Below are 19,428 nucleotides of genomic sequence, written 5' to 3' on the forward strand. Positions count from 1 at the left end.
CCGCGAGGCCATGGGCCGCAGACGCCCATGAGGGCGCCTATGAGGAGGTCTCCTCGGCGGGGGCGAGCAGGGGCGCGGTGAACAGATCGGCGCGCCGCCGGGCGAGCTGCGGCTTGGCCGCGCACGCGGCGCCGAAGGGGTCGGGGCCGCGCAACGGGCAGCGCAGCGCGGTCCAGCCGGGCCGCACGGCCAGGGCCTCGTGGCGCGGGGTGGCCACGTGGTCGGGGCAGAACACCCCGCCGGGCACCGGGCCGGCGTTCGCGAACGCGACCCAGACGTGCGAGTCGCCGGCGCGGAGCCGGGCCGGGTGGGCGAACCAGGGATCGGCGGCGCGGCGTCGCTCCGGCCGGAGCGGTACGCGGGTGCCGGCGAAGGCCACCGGGAACGGCCAGGCCGCCGTGGCGGGCACGGCGAGCACGTCGGCCCCGGCCACGGCCAGGGCTCGCGAGGGCTCGAACGGCTCCAGTTCCTCACCCGCCAGCAGGCCGAGCACGCCCCACGGCCGCGCGAGCGCGCGGGGCGGCTCCTCCCCGGGCTCGGCCCAGGACGCGTGCGGGCCCAGGTGGCCGACGTGCCTGCGGGCGATCTCCCCCTCGCCGGCCACCAGGACGACGGCGTACCGGGCACGACCGGGAGAATCGGACGGCAGGTCGGAGGGCACGGCAAGGGAGGTCACCGCCTCGCAGCCGTGCTCCGCGCACCAGGCGGCCAGCCGGGCCAGCGCGGCCTGGGCGCGATCCGGGTCGGGGCCGCCGCCGGTCAGGTGGAAGGCCGGCAGCACCGCCAGGCGGGTGCCCTCGGGCGGGGCGGGCAGGTCGCCGGGGTCCGCGTGAAGGACGGCGAGGGTGATCTCGGCGGCGGAGTCCGCGGGCACGAGGGCGTCGCGGGCCTCGCGGGGCCACGTGGTGGTGCGGGCCAGGGCCCGGTACGCGGCCGGGCGGCGGGCGGCCAGCAGGCGGCGGCGTACGGGGCGGGCCGCGGCCAGGTCCAGGGTGGCGGTGAACGCCCCGGCCCCGTCGTCCAGCGCGGCGACGACGGAGCCGGTGTGGTCCAGGACGCAGCTCCCGCCGCTGAACTGCACCGTCCTGCCCGCCAGCCGCTCGGCGCCCGCCTGGTCGGCCGCCACCACCGGCAGGGCGTTCTCCCAGGCGCGCAGCCGCCAGGTGGCGCTGGGGGCGGGCTCCTCCACCCACGCCGTGGGCAGCGCGACCCAGTCGGCGCCGCGCAGCGCCGCGTACCGCACCGGCTCGGGGTAGTCGATGTCGGCGCAGATCAGCGGGGCGACCCGGCCCGCCGGGGTGTCCCAGACCGGCGGCGGCAGGTGACCGTCGGCCGCCCACAGCGGGTCGGCGACGAACGGGTGCGTCTTGCGGTAGGCGCCCACCGGGCCGTCGGGGCCGATGAGCACGCAGGAGTTGTGCAGGGTGCCCAACACGGGGTCCAGCTCGGGCATGCCGAGTATCAGCCAGGCCCCGGTCGCGCGGCACAGCCGGGTCAGGCGGCGTACGGAGGGGCCGTCCACCGGCTCGGCCAGGCCGCGCACCGCGTCCTCGTCCGGCCACAGGTAGCCGGTCAGGGCCATCTCCGGCGTCACGACGACCCGCGCGCCCCCGGCCGCCGCCCGCACGGCCAGCTCCTCGATCGCGGCCAGGTTGGCCGGCACGTCGCCGTGCGCCGAGACGAGCTGGACGACCCCGACCGTGACGGTCCCGGGGACGGCGGAGGGCGAGGGCTGGGGCATGCGCGCGGGCTCCACTTCGTACGGGGTCACTCGAAGACGATCACGCTACGCGTGCGGGTGCCGGCGCGCATCGCGTCGAACGCCTCGTTGACCTCCTCCAGGCGCACGCGGTGGGAGATGAGCGAGTCGAGCGGGAGCCGCCCGGCGAGGTACAGGCCGGCCAGGCGCGGGAAGTCCAGGCTCGGCACCGCCCCGCCGTAGTTGGAGCCGATCAGGGTCTTGCCCGACTCGGCCAGCTCCAGCACGTCGATCCCCGCCTTGACGCCCTGGGGCGGCAGGCCGACGAGCACGCCCACCCCGCCGGTCGTCAGCAGCGAGGGCAGCGACTCGATCGTCTCCACCCGGCCGATGACCTCGAAGGCGTAGTCGGCGCCGCCGGAGGTGATCTCGGCGACCTCGGCCGCCACCTGCGCGGCGTCCCCCTGGGAGCGGACGGTGTGGGTGGCGCCGAAGGAGCGGGCCGCGGCCAGCTTCTCCTCGGCGGTGTCCACCGCGACGATCGGGTAGGCGCCGGCCAGGGCGAGCCCCATCACCACGGCCAGGCCGACACCGCCGCAGCCCACGACGGCGGCGGAGGCCCCGGCCGGGACCCTGGCGTTGTTGACCACCGCGCCGACGCCGGTGGTGATCGAGCAGCCGATCAGGCTGGCGACGTCCATCGGCACGTCGGCCGGCACCCGGATCGCGGCCGACTCGGGCACCACGGTGTACTCGCTCATCGTGCCCACGGCGAGGTAGGGATAGACGACGCCGGCGGCGTCGCGGAGCCGGGTGGTGCCGTCGGGCAGCAGGCACTCGTTGGAGCGGGTGCCCGTGCACGCCCACGCCTTGCCCGCGGCGCAGGCCCGGCAGCGGCGGCACGGGTAGTACCAGGACAGGATCACGCTGTCGCCGGGGGCGACGTCGGTGACGCCGGAGCCGACCGCCTCGACGATGCCGGCGCCCTCGTGGCCCATCACGGTCGGCGTGGGCAGGGTCCACTCCCCGTCCAGCACGTGCCGGTCGGAGCCGCACACGCCGGAGGCGGCGATCCGCACCAGCACCTCGCCGGGGCCGGGGTCGGCCACCTGGATCTCGCGGATGGCCAGCTTGTCGCCGCGGCCGTCGTGCACGGCCGCCAGAGCGGTGCGCGGCATCAGTTCCCCCTGTCGTGGACGATCACGGCGCCGCGCTCGCGGCGCCCGGACGCGTACCCGCCGCGCCGCCGGTTGAGGACGGCGGTGAGCAGCAGGTGGGCGAGGGCGGCCACCACCACGGCCGGCACGGAGGCGGTGAGCACCTCGAAGGCGGGCTGGGTGGCCAGGGTCTGCGGGTTGTACAGGGCGACGTAGGCCACCGCCCCGAGCCCGGTGGACAGCAGGCCCGCCAGGTTGAACCCGCCGGTGAAGTGGTACGGGCTCGCCGCGCCGTGGGCGTACAGGCCGCGCAGGTCCAGCCGCTGGCGGCGCAGCACGAAGTAGTCGGCGATGACCGTGCCGCAGATCGCGGCCAGGAACGCCCCGCTCCAGGTCACGAAGACCAGGAACTGGTCGTACAGCAGGCCGGGCCAGAAGCTGACCAGGGCCGGCAGCACGAAGAACCCGGCCGTCAGCCACTCCCAGCGGACCTTGGCCAGCAGGTTGCCGCCCGCCTGGCGCAGCGCCAGGCACGTCGAGTAGACGATGGAGGTCAGGCTGGTGAGGTTGGCGAAGGCGATGAACAGCAGGGCCACCACGCCCAGCCACTCCCCGCCCAGCGGCACCATCCAGACGGTGGGGTCGGAGTCGCCGAGCGTCAGCGCCGCGGCCATGCCGACCACCTGGGCGACGATGGTGGCGCCGAACAGGCCGATGTAGCCCGGCCACAGGGCGCTGCGCGGCCGGTCGGTGAGCCGGGCCAGGCTGCCCATCACCGGCCACCACGACAGGCCCACGCCCAGGTTGAACTCCACGGCCAGGGCGAAGTTGAGCCCGTCGTCGGAGAACGGGTTCAGCGCGGGCGCGGCCAGCAGCTCCTGCCAGGAGGTGCGCGACAGCACCAGCACGATCATGCCCACGGTGAGCAGGGCCAGGCCGGGGGCGACGACGCGGTTCAGGAACCGCATCGTCAGCGGCCCCTTGGCCAGGATCACCCAGGCGATGGCGATGGCCACCAGCGACAGCACCGTCACCAGCAGCGCGTTGGGCCCGAAGTCGGTGCCGAGCACCTGGTTGGACACCTGGGTGGCGGCCCGGCCGAACATCACGCCCAGCAGCGCCGACCAGCCCATCTCGGTGAACAGCACCACGGTGAACACCAGCAGGGCCACCCCGCCGAAGCCGAAGGCGCTGCGCAGCAGGGTGTACTGCTCGACGCCGTAGCGCTGGCTGGACACGACACTGGCCAGCAGCATGATCGCCACGCCGATGGCATTGCCGATGATCATCGCGGCCAGGCCCTTCTGGAAGCCGACCAGCGCGGCGGTCGAGCCGCCGACCAGGAAGGCCCAGGTGGCGATGGCCAGGCCCACGTTCACCCAGGTGAAGTCGGTGAAGTTCCACACGCGCTCGCCGCGGAGCACGGGCAGGGAGCCGAAGGTGGCCTCGCGCCTGACGTCCTCTTCGACCGCCATCACGCCATCACCCATCCGATCACGGTGAGCGCGGCGACGAGGAGCACGAGCATCCACAGGTCCACCGCGGGCAGCGGGGCGTGGGCGGCGTCACCCGCCTCGTCCTCCTCCAGCGCGCGCAGCCGCCGCTCCAGCTCGGCCCGCAGGGCCGGGTCCTGTACGTCCATATGTCCTCCCGCACCGGCCGGGCGGCGGCGCACGACAGGCCGCCGGCCGCGTGACCGGTGTGGGACACACCGTAAGCGCACGCACCGGGTTCCGTTCCCGCTGTGTTTCCGCTGCTCGGCCCGCCGCACTGGCGGTTTTACCGCGTCCGCGGGGCTCAGCCGCCCAGGGGGCGAGGACGGGCTCGCCGTCCTGGCCGCGAGGGGCGAGGCCGGCCCGTGTATGGCCATCCCGCCGGACCGCCGGATGGCCGGCCTTCCGGAACCCCGCGTCCCGGTTCAACTCTTCGGCAAATCTCGGCCGAATGAACGGAACAGCGACGAGGCCCCGTTAAAGGCGCCTCCATCGGCCGCGCGCCGCGCAATCCAGGGAGCTGGGAACACCGCGTTTCCGCCGCCCGTCGCGAGGCCCTGGAGGCCCGGACCGGCGGCCTTGACAGTGCGGTTGGGCGGGGGTTACGTGGAAAGGAGCCACTGATCGGCGCAGGCAAAAGAGCCGCGGGGCTTGGCCTGCCGTGGGGACTTCCTATGACAACGTATGAATATCGCTGTCAGGAGTGCGGGCGCTTCGACGTGAACATGCCCATGGGGACCGCTCCTGAGGATTTCGAATGCGCGAAATGCCATCGGGCGGCCGCGCGGGTGTTCTCGGCGCCGCACCTCGCCCGGATGCCCTCGGGCCTGGCCGCGGCGCTCGCCCGGGAGGAGCAGAGCCGGGAGGCGCCCCAGGTCGTCACGGAGGTCCCCGGCCGGCGGCGGGAACGGCCGCCGCACCCGGCGCTGGGACGGCTGCCCCGGCCCTGACCGGCTGGATGAGGACCGGCTGGATGAGGAGCGGCTGGATGAGAATGAGGATGTGCGTCTGAGATGGGAGCCGTCGGACTGCTGTACGTCGGCGCGGTGCTCTTTCTCAACGGGCTGATGCTCCTGGGAAAGGTCGAGCCGCGCGCGGCGGGAATTTTCAACCTCTTCGTCGGCGCGCTGCAGGTGATCACGCCCACGGTGCTGATCATCGCCAATCTCGCCAGACCGGCCCAGATTCTCGGCGCGTCGGGGATCTATCTCTTCGGTTTCACGTACCTGTATGTCGGAATCAATCTGCTCGGTGGGTTCGACACCACCGGAGTCGGCTATTTCTCGCTTTTCGTGGCCGTCGCGGCGCTCGGATACTCCTACGCGAACTTCCGGATTCTCGGTGATCCGGCGTTCGGGGTCATCTGGCTGTACTGGGCGTTCCTGTGGTTCCTGTTCTTCCTGCTGCTCGGTCTGAAACGGGAGGCCCTGACCGGCTACACCGGCTGGGTGACCGCGATCCAGGGGTGGGTCACCGCGGCGATTCCGGCGTTCATGATTCTCACCGGCCTGTGGCGGAACACGGCCCTCCTCGCGGTGATCCTGGCCGTGCTGGGCGTGGTGGTCTTCGCCGCGCTGTGGCCGTTGACGCACATGCGCCCGTCGGCCCCCGCCGAGCCGAGCCCCGGTGGGGGAGAGGCGCCGCTGGCGAGAGGGCGCGAGCACAGACACCGCCCGCGCTGGATCTGATCACGCAATGAAAGGCCACCATCATGCCGAACGTCATATTCACCGTCGACCAGTCGATGTCGATGCGCGACCAGAAGGTGCCCGGGCACAATCGCTGGCATCCGGACATCCCGGTGGTGGACATGGTACGGCCGGGCGACGAGTTCCGGCTGGAATGCCGGGAGTGGACCGACGCCCAGATAGGGAACAACGACTCCGCGAACGACGTACGGGACGTGGACCTGTCCCGTGCGCACATGCTGAGCGGGCCCATCGGGATCGAGGGGGCCGAACCCGGTGACCTGCTGATCGTCGACATCCTCGATCTCGGCCCCGTCCCGCAGCAGGTCGGCGACGCCCCCGGACAGGGCTGGGGATACACCGGCGTGTTCGCCAAGGCGAACGGCGGCGGCTTCCTGACCGACTACTTCCCCGACGCCTACAAGGCGATCTGGGACTTCCACGGCCAGGTCGCGACCTCACGCCACCTGCCCGGTATCCGCTACACCGGCATCACCCACCCGGGCCTGTTCGGCACCGCGCCGTCGGAGGAGCTGCTGGCGTCGTGGAACCGGCGCGAGGAGGCCCTCGTCGCCACCGACCCGGATCGAGTCCCGCCGCTCGGGCTGCTGCCGCTGACCGACAACGCCCTCGCGGGCACCGCGACCGGCGACCTCGCGGACCGGATCGCGCGCGAGGGGGCGCGCACGGTCCCGGCCCGGGAGAACGGCGGCAACCACGACATCAAGAACTTCACCCGCGGAGCCCGGGTCTTCTACCCGGTACACGTCAAGGACGCCAAACTCTCCGGAGGCGACCTGCACTTCAGCCAGGGCGACGGCGAGATCACCTTCTGCGGCGCCATCGAGATGGGCGGTTTCATCGACTTCCACGTCGACCTCATCAAGGGCGGCATGGAGAAGTACGGCGTGACCACCAATCCGATATTCATGCCCGGCAACGTCGAGCCGCGGTACTCGGAGTTCATGTCCTTCATCGGGATCTCCGTGGACCACGACACCGACACCAACTACTACATGGACGCCACGGTCGCGTACCGCAGGGCGTGCCTCAACGCCGTCGAATACCTCAAGAGGTGGGGCTACTCCGGCGAGCAGGCGTACCTGCTCCTCGGCTCGGCGCCCATCGAGGGGCGCGTCAGCGGCATCGTGGACATCCCCAACGCCTGCTGCTCGCTCTACCTGCCCACCGCGATCTTCGACTTCGACGTGCGCCCGAACGCCGAGGGCCCGGTCAGGAAGGATCGTGGTCAGTGTGCCGTGACGAGCTGACGGCGGTGCCCGGACGATGGGGAGCGTGATCGAGGCGCGACCGCCTGGACCGGAGGATGATTCGCCTGCGAGCAGGGCCTGGTCCGGCCGGGCGAGCCTGGGCGGCGTACCCTCAGATCATGAATCTTCGTGACATACCCGTTCGGACGCTGACGGGCGAGCCGACCACGCTGGCGGAGGTCGTGGGCGACCGGGCGGCCCTGGTGGTCAACGTGGCGTCCCGATGCGGCCTGACGCCGCAGTACACCGGCCTGGTCCGGCTGCAGAGCCGGTACGGCGACCGGGGCTTCACCGTGGTCGGCGTGCCCTGCAACCAGTTCGCCGGTCAGGAGCCGGGCACGGCCGAGGAGATCCAGGAGTTCTGCTCGCGGACCTACGGGGTGGACTTCCCGCTGCTGGAGAAGACGGAGGTCAACGGCGCGGGCAGGCACCCCCTCTACGCCGCGCTGACCGAGACGCCCGACGCGGCGGGCGAGGCGGGCGACGTCCAGTGGAACTTCGAGAAGTTCCTGGTGGACGCGGACGGGAACTGCGTGGCCAGGTTCCGCCCGCGGGTCGAGCCGGAGGACGACGAGGTCGTCGCCGCCATCGAGAAGGTGGTGTCGCCGGGGCCCGCGTGATGGCCGGCGGCGCCGATTCGATGACGCGCTGATTCGATGACGCGCCCGATTCGATGACGTGCTGATTCGATGACGCAGTGACGGTCGCTTGGGCGTGCCCGGGGTGTGACGCGTCCCCGGCCCGCCCATGCCGGCCGGGCGCGACCTGCACAGGCCCTGGGCAGAAGGGCCGGACGGGACCGGGACGGGCGTCAGGCGCCGTTGAGCCGCCGCAGCGATTCCATCCTGATCAGAGCCAGCCCGCTCTGTCCGATGCGTCCTATGCCATCGGACTGGTACCCCTCGGGGTAGGTGTACCGGTTGGCGACGATCTCACCGCCGGTGGTCATCACCCGGGTGCGTACGGTGCCGCAGGTGGAGCACTCCACCGTCCACGACACGCGCCCGTCGCTGCGGCGCACGGTGGATCTGGCCTGATCCCATGCGTGTGCCCAGGTGCGGCACATCAGGTAGCCGTCGGGGAGTCGCTCGGCGAAGCGGGCCACATCCTCTAACCGCGCCATGTGCGGGTGTTCGCTCATCCGCCAGATCCTTAAATTTCTGCAAACCGGCCGATAACGATGATCAAAGTGTAGCGTCTGCTTCGATGGTGTTCGATGGCCGGGGCATCACATCATTCTGAGCCGCCCCATCGTCAGCCGCTGGTGCCGCCCGGCGGGGGGTCGATGAGCCGGAAGTGGAGGCAGACGACCTCGGAGGAGTCGTCGACCTCGTACCCCTCCGCCAGCCAGTACCGGCGATGCACCTCCCGCCAGTCGTCGATGGACGCGTACCCCTCGCCCTCGGCCAGCGCGAACTCCCACGGCACCGCGGCGAACGGCAGCACCTCGACCCCGGTGACCTCCACCTCGGCCACCCTGCCGCCGTCGTCGTCCACGATGACGAGGCGCTCGCCGAGGTGTTCGAGCGGTTCGGACTCCGCGCGGTAGTCGAGCTCCATCAGGCCGGCGGTCGCCTGCTTGGCGCCGGCCAGCACCAGGCCGTTCAGCAGGGCGCGCATCCTGCCGGGGGTGCCCAGCGGGATCGTCCGCAGCCCGTCCACCCGTGGCCACACAGCGGCACTCCTCGTGAGATCCGGCCGGCTGGGTCACGGCCACGATACCGCCGCCCGCGCGGCGCGGCGGGGGTGTCGCCTACGATGCCGGTGACACGTACAAGGCCGGTGATGCCCGGCCCGGTCGGAGTTCCGGAGGTGCCCATGCGACGCAGCGAGGTCACGGCCACCGCTTCGCGAGGGCGCCGCACCGGCTGACCCGGGTCGCACCCGGCGAGCCCGAGCCGCCGTACGGGCGGCGCGGGCGGGGCTCCTCGTGCCGAAGCGGTCTTCGCCCTGTCACCGCTTCCCGCTCCCCACCCGGGGGCCTTCACCCTGGAGCTTCCGTCTTGCGTGCTCTCGTATCCGCGCGCCTCGGCGCGGACTTCACCCGGCTCTGGACCGCTTCCGCCGTCTCCAACGTGGGCGACGGGGTCACGCTGGCGGCCGGGCCGCTGCTCGTCGCCTCGCTCACCTCCGATCCGGCGCTGGTCGCCGGGGCCGCGCTCGCGCAGCAACTGCCGTGGCTGCTCGTCGCCCCGCTCAGCGGCGTCTACGTGGACCGCCTCGACCGCCGCCGTCTCGTCGTCGTGGTCAACGTGCTGCGCGGGGCGGCCCTGGCCGTGCTCGCGGCGGCGGTGGCCGCCTCGGCGGTGTCGGTCCCGCTGGTCTACGCCGTGTTCTTCCTGCTCGGCGTCGGCGAGACCCTGGCCGACACGGCCTTCGGCGCGCTGCTGCCCGCCACCGTCGAGCCTGAGCGCCTGCCCGCGGCCAACTCCCGGCTGACGGCCACGGCCATCCTCGGCAACCAGATCGCGGCCAAGCCGCTGGGCGGGTGGCTGTTCGCGCTCGGCGCCGCCCTGCCGTTCGCCTTCGACGCCGTGACGTTCCTCGTCGCCGCCGCGCTGACCTCGGCCGTACGGGTGGCGCCGGCCGGCCGCCCGGCGGAGGCGGGCGGCCGGAGCCTGCGGCGGGAGGTGGCGGCCGGGGTCCGCTGGTTGTGGCGGCACCGGCTGCTGCGTACGCTCGCGGCGAGCATGGCCGTGTCCAACGTCGCGTTCTGCGCGCCGTTCGCCGTCTTCGCCCTGTACGCCCAGCAGCGGCTGCACCTGACCGAGGTCGGGTACGGCGTGCTGCTCACCGCGTACGGCGTCGGCGGTCTGGTGGGCACCGCGCTGGCCTCCCGGCTGCAGGCGAGGCTCGGGGCCAGGACCCTGCTGCGCGCCGGGCTGGTGCTGGAGACCGCCACCCACGCCGTGCTCGCCGCCACCACGCACCCGCTGGTCGCGGGCGGCATCCTGATCGCCTTCGGCGTGCACAGCGTGATCTGGGGCGTCATCGTGGCCACCCTGTTCCAGCGCTCGGTCCCCGACGAGCTGCGCGGGCGGGTGGGAAGCGTCTACCAGCTCACCCAGATCGGCGGCGCGGCGCTCGGCTCGCTGCTGGGCGGTTTGATCGCCCAGGCGGTCGCGATCACCACGCCCTTCTGGGCCGCGGCCCTGGCCATGACCGTGATCACCGCCGTCGCCTGGCGTCCCCTGGCGGCGGCGTGAGCCCCCGGCGCCGGGCGGACATCAACCCCACATCGACCGGTAGAAGGGATCGTCCGGGCCGATGCCGCCCCGGCTGACCGGCGCGCCGGTCAGGGCGGACTTGTAGAGCGCGGTGAGGAACTCCACCGTGCGCCGCGCGTCCTCGGCGGTGTCCTCCGGCTGCGAGCCGTCGCGCAACCTGGCCACCGTGCGGGCCAGGTGGGTGGTGTGGGAGGCCGGTTCGTCGGCCGGGGGCGCCCAGGGGTCCGGCCGGCCGGGCGCCGGGGTCAGGGTCCAGTCGGCGTTGTCGTACTGGTAGAGGTGCTCCAGTTGCACGGTGGCGTGCCGGCAGTCCAGGCGCAGGCTGCTGCGCTCGGCCGGTGACAGGACGCTGCTGACCAGGCCGGCCAGCGCGCCGGAGGCGAAGCGGACCTGGGCCATCGAGACCGTCTCGGTCTCCAGATCCCGGTCCAGCGTGGCGATGCCGGCGGTCACCTCGGCCCAGTCGGGCAGCAGCCAGAGCAGCAGGTCGATCGCGTGGATGCCCTGGGTGGTGGTGGCGCCGCCGATCTCGGTGTCGCGGCGGCCACGCCAGGGGACGGCGTAGTAGTCGGGGCCGCGGTACCACAGCGTGTGGCACAGGGCGAGCAGCGGCGGGCCGAGCGTGCCGGCGGCGAGCAGGTCGCGCAGGTGCCGGGCGGCGGAGCCGCTGCGCCACTGGAAGACCGGTACGCACCAGCCGCCGCCGGCCCGCTCGGCGGCCAGGATGGCGTCGTGCTCGGCGAGGGAGGCGCACAGGGGCTTCTCGCAGTAGACGGAGGCGTCGGCCTCCAGGCACTGGATGGTGATCGCGGCATGGGTGGCCGACGGGGTGGCCACCAGCACCAGGTCGGGCCGCTCCTTGTCGAGCAGCGTGCTCAGGTCGGCGTAGGCGCGCGGCACCCGGTGCTCGGCGGCGAACGCGGCGGCACGCTGCGCGTCGGCGTCGGTGACGGCGACCAGCTCGACGGCGCCGGCCAGCGCGTGGACCGCGGGGAGGTGCGCGTTCCGCGCGATGTGTCCCGCGCCCACGAGGGCGGCGCGGAGGGGGTCTGGCATGGGTCCCACCTATGTTGATCATTGCAGGCCATCCGATACTTTAGCGCTTAAGTTCCTAGCCGAACAAGGCGTTGACATTTCCAGAACGTTTCGCGATCGTGTCTTCTGCAAGAACCGTCCTCATGGTTGCGCGTCTCGGTGACTACCGTGCTGCTAGCAGCGCAGATGCTGCCTGGAAGGGGAATCGTCGGGGGAGGTCCAACTCAGCCTTCGGTGGGTTCCCGATGTCGCGTGGCTGAACTGAAAGGCTTCAGCTCGTGTTATCCAGACTGCTGGCCGCATGCCTCATGCTGGCCGTGCCGCTGCTGGTCGCCGCCCCTGTGCGGGCCGATGTCCGGCCTGCCGTCGCCACCGGCAACTACGCCTACGACCAGCCGCCCACCGGCGGCGCCGCTCCCGACCCGGGCCAGAGCGGGCTGTTGGCCTTCGGGCAGGGAGCGCTGGCCGACGGGTCGCTCACCACCCGGGCCGACTGGGTCGGCAGCGCCACGACCCCCTACCGGGAGGTCTCGATCGTCATCGACCTGCTCCGGGACCACCCCCTGGACCAGATCTCGATCGTCAGCAACGTGCCCAACCGCTACTACGGCATCAAGTCCGTCTCCGTGCGCACCCGCGCGGAGGCGGAGGCCGACTACACCTCGATCCAGGCCCGCGACTGGTACGGCACGGCCAGCCCGCTGCCGGCCGGTGTGCCGCTGACCCACACCCTCCAGGTCGATCTGGACGAGCGGACCGCCCGCTGGATCATCGTCAAGATCACCCGGTTGCATCAGTACCAGCACATGGCGCTGAACGAGATCGCGATCCATCCGGCAGCCGGCGACCCGGGGCCGGTGACCGGGCCGGCGCTCTCCGCCGACCAGTTGCGGGCCGAGATCGCCAAGCCGGTCAAGCAGATCCCCCGGGCCGGCATGGTGGACGTGGGCAACTACCTGGCCGAGCCCAAGCCGGACGACGGCGTGCCCGACAACGCCGGCGGCGTCGTGCCGTTCCTGTACGGCAAGCTGTTCGACCGCGACCTGACCGGCTACGCCGGGTGGCGGGGCGCCGCGACCGCGAACAAGACCGTCTCACTGGTCTTCGACCTGCTGGCCGACCACCCGCTCGGCACGATCGAGATCGTCGCCGACGCGCCCAACCAGTTCTGGGGCTTCGACGAGGCGACCGTCACCTACCGGGCGGAGGCCGACACCACGTACAAGATCGCGTACCGGGGTGTGCGGGACCGCGCCCAGCCCGCCTACCGGCTGGAGATCCCGATGGGGGACAAGCGGGCGCGGTTCGTCCGCATCCAGCTCCACCGCAACAACCAGTACCTCCACGTGCCCGTCGCCGAGGTGCGGTTCGCCGTCGGCTCCGGCCCGGTCGGGCAGAACCCCGCGCCGCCGCTCGGCGCGGACGCGCTGCGCGCGGAGCTGACCCGCCACACCAAGCTGGCCGACCAGTACGGCCAGTACCTCTACCAGGACTGGCCGGGCAAGGTCACCTCCGACGCCCAGCTCCGCGCCGAGGCCGAGCGGGAGTGGGAGCACCTGAAGACCGTCGCGCACGACTCGGCCGTCTACGACAAGTACGGCGGCTTGAAGGCGCTGGGCAAGCACCCCGCCACCGGGTACTTCCAGCTCAGGAAGATCGACGGCAAGTGGTGGTTCGTCACCCCCGACGGCCACCCGTACCTGCTCAAGGGCGTCGACTCGGTCTCGCACGACGAGTGGGGGTACGGGACGTTGCACCGCGAGGCCGACGGCAGCGCGCGGGAGGTGTTCGAGTCGCTGCCCGACCCGGACGCCTATCCGGACGCATACGCCAGCACCGAGCGCGGCGAGGTGGTCAGCTTCGTCAAGGCCAACCTCATGCGCAAGCACGGCGACGACTGGCAGGACGCCTGGCGGGCTTTCACCGACAAGCGGCTGACCGACTGGGGCTTCAACGGGCTGAGCAAGTGGGCCCGCGACGCCAAGCTGCGCAAGCCGTACATCGACCAGGTACCGGCGCCGGCGGACGCGATCCGGGTGCTGTGGGCGATCGACCCGTTCGACCCCGGGTTCGCGGCCAAGCTGGACCGCAAGATCGCCGACCTGGGCATCGCCGCGCGCAGCACCGACCCGTGGCTCATCGGCTACTTCTTCGACAACGAGCGCGGCTGGGACTCCAACGTGGTCAAGGAGGTCCTGGCGCGGGACGCCACCCTGCCCGCCAAGCGCGCCTTCGTGTCGTACATGTCCGACGCCTACGGGCAGGACCTGGCCAAGGTGAACGCGGTCCTGGGCACGGACGCCGGCTCCTTCGACGAGCTGGCCGGCACGCCCATCGACGTGGCCAGGCTGCCGGCCGCCGACATGAGCGGGTTCATCCGGCTGGCGTCGAAGACGTACTACACCGCCGTCAACCAGGCCATCGCCAAGGCCGACCCCAACCACCTGTTCCTCGGCTCGGCCCTGGTGCCCACCTGGCACGCGAGCTTCGACTGGAACGTCGGCGGGATCGACCAGCTCGACGCGATCTCGCTGGACGTCTACAGCGACAGCGCGAGCTACCTGAAGGAGTACGAGCCCTTCGACAAGCCGGTGCTCAACCTGGAGTACTCCTTCAGCACCGCCGACCGCGGCCTGCGGGCGATCAACGCCGCCACTCGGGCGCAGAGCATCGCCGACCGCGGCGCCAAGTACCGGTCCTTCGCCGAGGCCCAGGCCACCAGCCCGGTGTTCGTCGGCTCCGGCTGGTTCGTCTACTACGACCAGGCCGTGACCGGGCGGCCGGGTGACGGCGAGAACTACAACTTCGGCCTGCTCAACCAGCAGGACCAGCCCTACAGCGAGATGACCGACGTCATGCGCGACACCAACCTCGGGCTGGAGCTGGTCCACCTGCACGGCACCGCCGACCTGACGGCGCGGATGGTGGCGGATTCCATCACCCGTCTCGCGCCGGTCAGCGCCCGCGCCCCCGAGGTGCCGTTCCCCCGTACGCCGCGGGCGTTCTCGCTGGAGGTCGCCTCCTCCAGCCGGCCCGACGTGGTCGCGCTCGACGGGACCGTACGGCTTCCCCGCCACACCACCGTCGTCACGCTCACCCTGAAGGTGACCAGGACGGCCGACGGGAGCACGGCGTCCACCGCGCCGCTGCGGCTGCGGGTGCCCGCCGCCCCCCGCGGGTAGCGGGGGCACGGGCCGGACGCGAAGGGCGGCGCACCCGCGGGTGCGCCGCCCTTTCGCGAAGGATGTCAGACCAGCGCGCCCGTGCTTCCGCGCGGGGTGAGCCGGGCCGGTTCGGTCTCGACGTCGTCGAGGGTCTCGCCGTTGATGAGCGAGAGCAGGTGCCGGGCCGCGGCGGCGCCCAGCGCGGGCACGTCGCGCCGCACCGCGGTGAGCGCGGGACGCACCACCTGCGCGAGCTGCGAGTCGTCCCACGCGACGAGGGACAGGTCGTCCGGCACGCGCAGCCGCATCTCCTGGGCGACCGACAGGCCCGCGACCGCCATGATGTCGTTGTCGTAGATGATCGCCGTCGGCCGGGAGGAGGAGCTGAGCAGGCGGCGCGTGGCGCGCGCCCCCTCCTCGCCGGTGTAGTCGGTGTGCAGCGTGACCGGGTCGGACAGGCCCAGCCGGGCGCACGCCTCGGCGAACGCCTCGTCCCGCACCCTGGTGTGCACCAGGTGCGGCAGGCCCGCCACCCGGCCGAACCTTCGGTGGCCCAGCGCCGCGAGGTACTCCACCGTCTCGTGCACCGGCACGCTCTCGTCGGAGCGGACCGAGGGCAGCGAGCCGGCGCCGCCGGGCAGCCCGCCGATCACGACGGCCGGCATGCCCAGCGACTCCAGCACCGGCAGGCGGCGATCGTCGACGTGGACCTCCACCAGGATCGCGCCGTCGATGCGGCCCTCGGCCCACCAGCGGCGGTAGACCTCGATCTCGGCGTCCTGGTCGTCGGCCATCTGCAGCATCAACGCGCACGAGTGCGGCTTCAGCGTGGTTTCGATGCCGCTGAACAGCTCCATGAAGAACGGCTCGGCGCCGAGCACGCTCGGCGGCCGGGACAGCACCAGCCCCACCGCGCCGGCGCTGGCCCCGGTCAGCGCGCGGGCCGCGACGCTCGGCCGCCAGCCCAGCTCCTCGGCGACCTTCAGCACGCGCACCCGCGTGGCCTCCGACACCCCGGGACGGCCGTTCAGCGCGTAGGAGACCGCGCCCTGGGAGACCCCCACCCGCCGGGCGATGTCCGCGATCGTGGGCCGCTTCACGCTCGTACCTTACCGGGTGAGAGCTGGGCGGACATGCCGATGATCGGCCGCGCACGCAGGATGGCGGGCCGATGATGGGCCCGCCACACGAAGTGACTCACTGTTCGTCCTATCTCATCCCTTGAGTCCGGTGAAGCTGATCCCCCGGACGATGTGCCGTTGGAAGACCAGGAAGAGCAGCAGCGGCGGGACGATCGCGACGAGCATGCCGGCGATGACCGTGTTCTGCTCGGCGGTCTCGGCCAGCCGCGGCAGCGCGACCGCCAGCGGCTGGGCGTCGGCGTCGGAGATGGCGACCATCGGCCACAGGAACTCCTTCCACGCGTCCATCACCACCAGCAGCGACACCACGGCCAGGATCGGCCGGGACATGGGCATCACGATCTGCCAGAACAGCCGGATCGGGCCGGCCCCGTCCACCTGGGCGGCCTGGAACAGCTCCCGGGGCAGCCCGTCGAAGAACTGCTTCATGATCAGTACGTTGAAGGCGTGCGCCCCGGCGGGCAGCCACACCGCCCACGGCTGGTCGGTCAGCGACAGGTCCAGCACGGTCAGGTACAGGCCCACCAGGGAGACGGTCCCGGGCACGAACAGGGTCGCCAGCACCGCGCCGTACACCAGCGTGCCGAAGCGGGGCCGGAGCACCGACAGCGCGTACGCGCCGGTGGCGGCCACGACGATCTGCACCAGCCACGAGCCGGCCACCAGGACGACGGTGTTCAGCAGGTAGTGGCCCACCCGCAGGTCGGTCCAGGCCGTGGCCAGGTTCTCCCACTGCACCGAGGACGGCCACAGCCGCAGCGGCTCGCGCAGGAGGTCCTGCGTGGGGGACAGCGCGCCCTTCAGGGTCCACAGGATCGGTCCCAGGCCGACGACCACGGTGGCCAGCAGCAGGACGCCCTGGGTCAGGCGCAGCGGCCAGCGTACGGTGGCCCGGCGCCGGTCGATGGACGAGACGATGCCGCGGGTGCGGTCCTCGCTCATGTGCGGCTCCAGTTCCTGGTCAGGCGTAGATAGACGGCGGAGATGACGCCGAGGGCCAGCGCCAGCAGCACGCCGAGCGCGGCGGCGGCGCCGTAGTCGCCGTTGATGAACGCGTAGCGGTAGATCAGCAGCAGGATCGTCACCGTGGAGTCCTCCGGGCCGCCGTCGGTGAGCACGAACGGCTCGGTGAAGACGCGGAAAGTGCCGATGATCTGCAGCAGCAGCATGATCAGCAGTACGCCGCGCAACTGCGGCAGGGTCACGTGCCAGACCCGCCGCAGGATGGACGCGCCGTCGATCTCCGCGGCCTCGTACAGCTCCGCGGGCACCGAGGTCAGCGCGGCCAGATAGATCAGCACGGTGGAGCCCGCGGCGGCCCAGGTGGCCTCCAGCACCAGGCTCGGCATCGCGGTCGCGGTGTCCTGCAGCCAGGGGTACGGCCCCAGCCCGATCAGGCCGAGCGCCTGGTTGAACAGGCCGTAGTCCGGGTCGTAGAACCACTTCCACATCAGCACCGCCACCACCGGCGGCACCGCCACCGGCAGGTAGACCAGCACCCGGAACAGGCCGCCCAGCCTGCGCAGCTCCGACATCACCACGGCCAGCAGGATCGGCAGCGGGAAGCCGAAGACCAGCGCCAGCAGCACGAACCACACCGTGTTGCCCACGGTGGTCCACAGCAGCGGATCGGCCAGCAGGGTGGCGAAGTTGCGCAGCCCCACCCACTCCGGCGGGTCCACCAGGTTGGTGGTCTGGAAGCTCAGCACCAGGCTGCGCACGATCGGCCACCACCCGAAGCAGCCGAAGATCGCCACCATGGGCAGCAGGAACAGCCAGCCCGCAAGGTGGCGCGGGCGCCGCCGGCGGGCGGGCCCGCCGGCGGCGCCGGGGCGCGCCGCGGGACCGTCCGCCGGGCGGAGCCGCCCCCGCGTCGCGCTTCCGTCCAGTGCCGTCACCGCTGCGCCCTGTTCAGCGCGGCGGTGGCCTTCTCCCCGGCCTTGGCAAGCTCGGCGGCCGGGTCGGCGTCCTTGCGGGTCAGCGTGGCCTGGATCACGCTGTCCAGCGCCGCGTACGTGTCCTGGGCCGCGACCGCAGGCTCGGTGACGAACTCCTGCGCGGCCACGCCGTCCTCGTAGGGCTTGAAGTTGGCGACCGGCACGTTGGCGTGCTTGCGCTCGGCGGTCAGCACGGGTCCCGCGACCGGCGAGCTGTACGGCGACACGTACGGGAAGCCGACCGGCACGTCGTCGGCGGCCTTGGCGGCGGCGACGCTCTCGGCGAAGGCCGCGTCGTACTTGGGCCTGAGGTAGTAGAAGTCGATCCACTTCACCCCGGCCGCGCGCTCGGCCGCGGTCGCCTTGGGGCTCACCACCGCCACCTGGCCGCCGAGCAGGGTGGCGGCCCGGTCGCCCGACGGCAGGGCGCCCATGCCGAACGCCTCGGCGGCGCCGCCGTACTGCGTGGCGTACTCGGTGTACGAGCTCGGGGTGCCGATGATCATGGCGACCTTGCCGGCGGCGAAGTCCTTGGCGAGGTCGGCGGCGTTGCGCAGGTGCTGGGAGCCCATCGAGTCGTCCTGCCAGCGCATCCCCTTGAGCAGGTCGAGCACGCCGCGGGACTGCGGCGTGTCCAGGGTGGCGACGGTCTTGCCGCCGCTCTCCTGCTGCAGCCGGCCGCCGTAGGTGTAGAGCATCGCGGTGAAGATCCAGCCGCCGGTGTTCTCGGTGGTCGGCACGGCGAAGCCCGGCACGCCCGTCTTGCCCTTGATCGTCTTGGCCGCGGCGCGGACCTCGTCCCAGGTCGCCGGCGGCTTGTCCGGGTCGAGGCCCGCCTTGTCGAACAGGTCGCGGTTGTAGATCAGGCCGAGGGCGAACTCGCTGGTGGGCAGGCCGTGGATGCGGCCGTTCGCGTCGGTGGCGGGCGCGAGGGCGCGCTTGTCGAACTCGGTGGCGTGCGGCAGCTTGCCGACCTCGGCGGTGATGTCGGCGACCTGGCGCCTCCTGGCCAGCCCGGCGGGCTCGGTGAGCGGGACCCGGAAGACCGTCTCCAACTGGCCGCCGGCCAGGCGGGTGGCGAAGGTCTTGGGGTCCCAGGTGGCCTCGTGCGGTTCGATGTCGATGTCCGGGTTCGCCTTCTCGAACGCCGCCACCTGCTTGAGGAACTGCTCGCGCACGTTCTGCTGCGTGGTGGGCGGCAGATCGCCGACGGTGATGCGCGTCTTGCCGTCCCCTGCGGGCTCGGCGGACCCGGACCCGCAGCCGGCGACGGCGGAGATGACGAGGGTGGCGGCGAACAGGCCCGGCAGTCGTACTCGCATGGGAGCTCCGTTCAAAGGGGGGCCTTCTTTTACGTGGCCGTCACTATGTGGTTACACATACGCCTTTGTCAATAGCTTGATGAAGCGCATCAGTAGTCGCTTAAGTGGGAACACCAGCGTATTGACGGGTCTCTCCGCTGCTCGTAGGGTCAAGGGACTTATGCGCTTAAGTTCTGATCCGGAGACGTTGGGAGACCATGAGGCTTTTCCAACCTGATCGCGCAGGTCAGCAGGGGTGGGGCCGGGACCGGGTTGGCATGACAAGAGGCTCCCGGTAAGACAGCAGTCGACCA

The 19,428-nt window shown here is 72.0% G+C and carries 17 protein-coding genes; 6 read left to right on the forward strand and 11 right to left on the reverse strand.

Annotated features, from left to right (window positions below; all coding sequences use genetic code 11):
- Positions 1-37: 37 nt before the first annotated feature.
- The 4 genes from HNP84_RS48940 to HNP84_RS48955 are packed head-to-tail and all read right to left on the reverse strand — an operon-like array spanning position 38 to position 4,498.
- Positions 38-1,771 (reverse strand): nitrilase-related carbon-nitrogen hydrolase, encoded by a 1,734-nt coding sequence (locus HNP84_RS48940; protein ID WP_185057009.1) that lies wholly within the window; start codon positions 1,769-1,771, stop codon positions 38-40.
- Positions 1,768-2,877 carry an alcohol dehydrogenase catalytic domain-containing protein gene (locus tag HNP84_RS48945; RefSeq protein WP_185057010.1) on the reverse strand — a complete coding sequence of 370 codons (1,110 nt, stop codon included), beginning with the start codon at positions 2,875-2,877 and terminating at the stop codon, positions 1,768-1,770. The genes HNP84_RS48940 and HNP84_RS48945 overlap by 4 nt, the downstream gene beginning before the upstream one ends.
- Positions 2,877-4,346 carry a purine-cytosine permease family protein gene (locus HNP84_RS48950; protein WP_185057011.1) on the reverse strand — a complete coding sequence of 490 codons (1,470 nt, stop codon included), beginning with the start codon at positions 4,344-4,346 and terminating at the stop codon, positions 2,877-2,879. The genes HNP84_RS48945 and HNP84_RS48950 overlap by 1 nt, the downstream gene beginning before the upstream one ends.
- A complete protein-coding gene (locus tag HNP84_RS48955) occupies positions 4,331-4,498 on the reverse strand; it encodes a hypothetical protein (protein WP_185057012.1) in 168 nt (55 codons plus the stop codon). The genes HNP84_RS48950 and HNP84_RS48955 overlap by 16 nt, the downstream gene beginning before the upstream one ends.
- A gap of 525 nt (positions 4,499-5,023) precedes the next feature.
- Between HNP84_RS48955 and HNP84_RS48960 the strand changes: the two genes are divergently transcribed.
- From HNP84_RS48960 to HNP84_RS48975, 4 genes are all read left to right on the forward strand, one after another.
- The gene (locus HNP84_RS48960; RefSeq protein ID WP_185057013.1) at positions 5,024-5,299 is read left to right on the forward strand and encodes an FmdB family zinc ribbon protein; all 276 of its coding nucleotides are present in this window, start codon (positions 5,024-5,026) and stop codon (positions 5,297-5,299) included.
- A 63-nt stretch (positions 5,300-5,362) separates the two neighbouring features.
- A complete protein-coding gene (locus tag HNP84_RS48965; RefSeq protein WP_185057014.1) occupies positions 5,363-6,037 on the forward strand; it encodes an AmiS/UreI family transporter in 675 nt (224 codons plus the stop codon).
- Positions 6,038-6,060: 23 nt separating this feature from the next.
- The gene (gene fmdA, locus HNP84_RS48970) at positions 6,061-7,308 is read left to right on the forward strand and encodes a formamidase (protein ID WP_185057015.1); all 1,248 of its coding nucleotides are present in this window, start codon (positions 6,061-6,063) and stop codon (positions 7,306-7,308) included.
- Between the two features lie 119 nt (positions 7,309-7,427).
- The gene (locus HNP84_RS48975; RefSeq protein ID WP_185057016.1) at positions 7,428-7,928 is read left to right on the forward strand and encodes a glutathione peroxidase; all 501 of its coding nucleotides are present in this window, start codon (positions 7,428-7,430) and stop codon (positions 7,926-7,928) included.
- A 191-nt stretch (positions 7,929-8,119) separates the two neighbouring features.
- Here HNP84_RS48975 and HNP84_RS48980 read toward each other — a convergent pair whose 3' ends face one another.
- Positions 8,120-8,449 carry a hypothetical protein gene (locus HNP84_RS48980; protein ID WP_185057017.1) on the reverse strand — a complete coding sequence of 110 codons (330 nt, stop codon included), beginning with the start codon at positions 8,447-8,449 and terminating at the stop codon, positions 8,120-8,122.
- 113 nt (positions 8,450-8,562) lie between these two features.
- The gene (locus tag HNP84_RS48985) at positions 8,563-8,982 is read right to left on the reverse strand and encodes an ASCH domain-containing protein (RefSeq protein ID WP_185057018.1); all 420 of its coding nucleotides are present in this window, start codon (positions 8,980-8,982) and stop codon (positions 8,563-8,565) included.
- A 329-nt stretch (positions 8,983-9,311) separates the two neighbouring features.
- Between HNP84_RS48985 and HNP84_RS48990 the strand changes: the two genes are divergently transcribed.
- The gene (locus tag HNP84_RS48990; protein ID WP_185057019.1) at positions 9,312-10,514 is read left to right on the forward strand and encodes an MFS transporter; all 1,203 of its coding nucleotides are present in this window, start codon (positions 9,312-9,314) and stop codon (positions 10,512-10,514) included.
- A gap of 21 nt (positions 10,515-10,535) precedes the next feature.
- On the opposite strand, the gene HNP84_RS48995 is transcribed toward HNP84_RS48990, so the two are convergent.
- Positions 10,536-11,591, reverse strand: a complete 1,056-nt coding sequence (locus tag HNP84_RS48995) for a Gfo/Idh/MocA family protein (RefSeq protein WP_185057020.1) — start codon at positions 11,589-11,591, stop codon at positions 10,536-10,538.
- A gap of 257 nt (positions 11,592-11,848) precedes the next feature.
- On the opposite strand from HNP84_RS48995, the gene HNP84_RS49000 reads away from it, so the two are divergent.
- Positions 11,849-14,752, forward strand: a complete 2,904-nt coding sequence (locus HNP84_RS49000) for a hypothetical protein (protein WP_185057021.1) — start codon at positions 11,849-11,851, stop codon at positions 14,750-14,752.
- A gap of 65 nt (positions 14,753-14,817) precedes the next feature.
- Here HNP84_RS49000 and HNP84_RS49005 read toward each other — a convergent pair whose 3' ends face one another.
- The 4 genes from HNP84_RS49005 to HNP84_RS49020 form a co-directional block, all read right to left on the reverse strand.
- Positions 14,818-15,834 carry a LacI family DNA-binding transcriptional regulator gene (locus HNP84_RS49005; protein WP_185057022.1) on the reverse strand — a complete coding sequence of 339 codons (1,017 nt, stop codon included), beginning with the start codon at positions 15,832-15,834 and terminating at the stop codon, positions 14,818-14,820.
- A 114-nt stretch (positions 15,835-15,948) separates the two neighbouring features.
- Positions 15,949-16,818: a carbohydrate ABC transporter permease gene (locus HNP84_RS49010; protein WP_185057023.1), complete on the reverse strand. Its 870-nt coding sequence runs from the start codon at positions 16,816-16,818 to the stop codon at positions 15,949-15,951.
- Positions 16,815-17,774: a carbohydrate ABC transporter permease gene (locus HNP84_RS49015; protein ID WP_312927382.1), complete on the reverse strand. Its 960-nt coding sequence runs from the start codon at positions 17,772-17,774 to the stop codon at positions 16,815-16,817. Before HNP84_RS49015 ends, HNP84_RS49010 begins: the two co-directional genes overlap by 4 nt.
- A complete protein-coding gene (locus tag HNP84_RS49020; protein WP_185057024.1) occupies positions 17,771-19,135 on the reverse strand; it encodes an ABC transporter substrate-binding protein in 1,365 nt (454 codons plus the stop codon). The genes HNP84_RS49015 and HNP84_RS49020 overlap by 4 nt, the downstream gene beginning before the upstream one ends.
- Positions 19,136-19,428: the final 293 nt, after the last annotated feature.

The organism is Thermocatellispora tengchongensis (assembly GCF_014202315.1).
GTDB lineage: Bacteria > Actinomycetota > Actinomycetes > Streptosporangiales > Streptosporangiaceae > Thermocatellispora > Thermocatellispora tengchongensis.

Excerpts from the sequence above, each read along its gene's own strand:
- HNP84_RS48955 (WP_185057012.1), bottom strand. The coding sequence starts at position 4,498 with ATGGACGTACAGGACCCGGCCCTGCGGGCCGAGCTGGAGCGGCGGCTG.
- HNP84_RS49010 (WP_185057023.1), bottom strand. The coding sequence starts at position 16,818 with ATGAGCGAGGACCGCACCCGCGGCATCGTCTCGTCCATCGACCGGCGC.
- HNP84_RS49020 (WP_185057024.1), bottom strand. The coding sequence starts at position 19,135 with ATGCGAGTACGACTGCCGGGCCTGTTCGCCGCCACCCTCGTCATCTCC.
- HNP84_RS48980 (WP_185057017.1), bottom strand. The coding sequence starts at position 8,449 with ATGAGCGAACACCCGCACATGGCGCGGTTAGAGGATGTGGCCCGCTTC.
- HNP84_RS48945 (WP_185057010.1), bottom strand. The coding sequence starts at position 2,877 with ATGCCGCGCACCGCTCTGGCGGCCGTGCACGACGGCCGCGGCGACAAG.
- HNP84_RS48975 (WP_185057016.1), top strand. The coding sequence starts at position 7,428 with ATGAATCTTCGTGACATACCCGTTCGGACGCTGACGGGCGAGCCGACC.
- HNP84_RS48960 (WP_185057013.1), top strand. The coding sequence starts at position 5,024 with ATGACAACGTATGAATATCGCTGTCAGGAGTGCGGGCGCTTCGACGTG.
- HNP84_RS48995 (WP_185057020.1), bottom strand. The coding sequence starts at position 11,591 with ATGCCAGACCCCCTCCGCGCCGCCCTCGTGGGCGCGGGACACATCGCG.
- HNP84_RS48950 (WP_185057011.1), bottom strand. The coding sequence starts at position 4,346 with ATGGGTGATGGCGTGATGGCGGTCGAAGAGGACGTCAGGCGCGAGGCC.
- HNP84_RS48965 (WP_185057014.1), top strand. The coding sequence starts at position 5,363 with ATGGGAGCCGTCGGACTGCTGTACGTCGGCGCGGTGCTCTTTCTCAAC.
- fmdA (WP_185057015.1), top strand. The coding sequence starts at position 6,061 with ATGCCGAACGTCATATTCACCGTCGACCAGTCGATGTCGATGCGCGAC.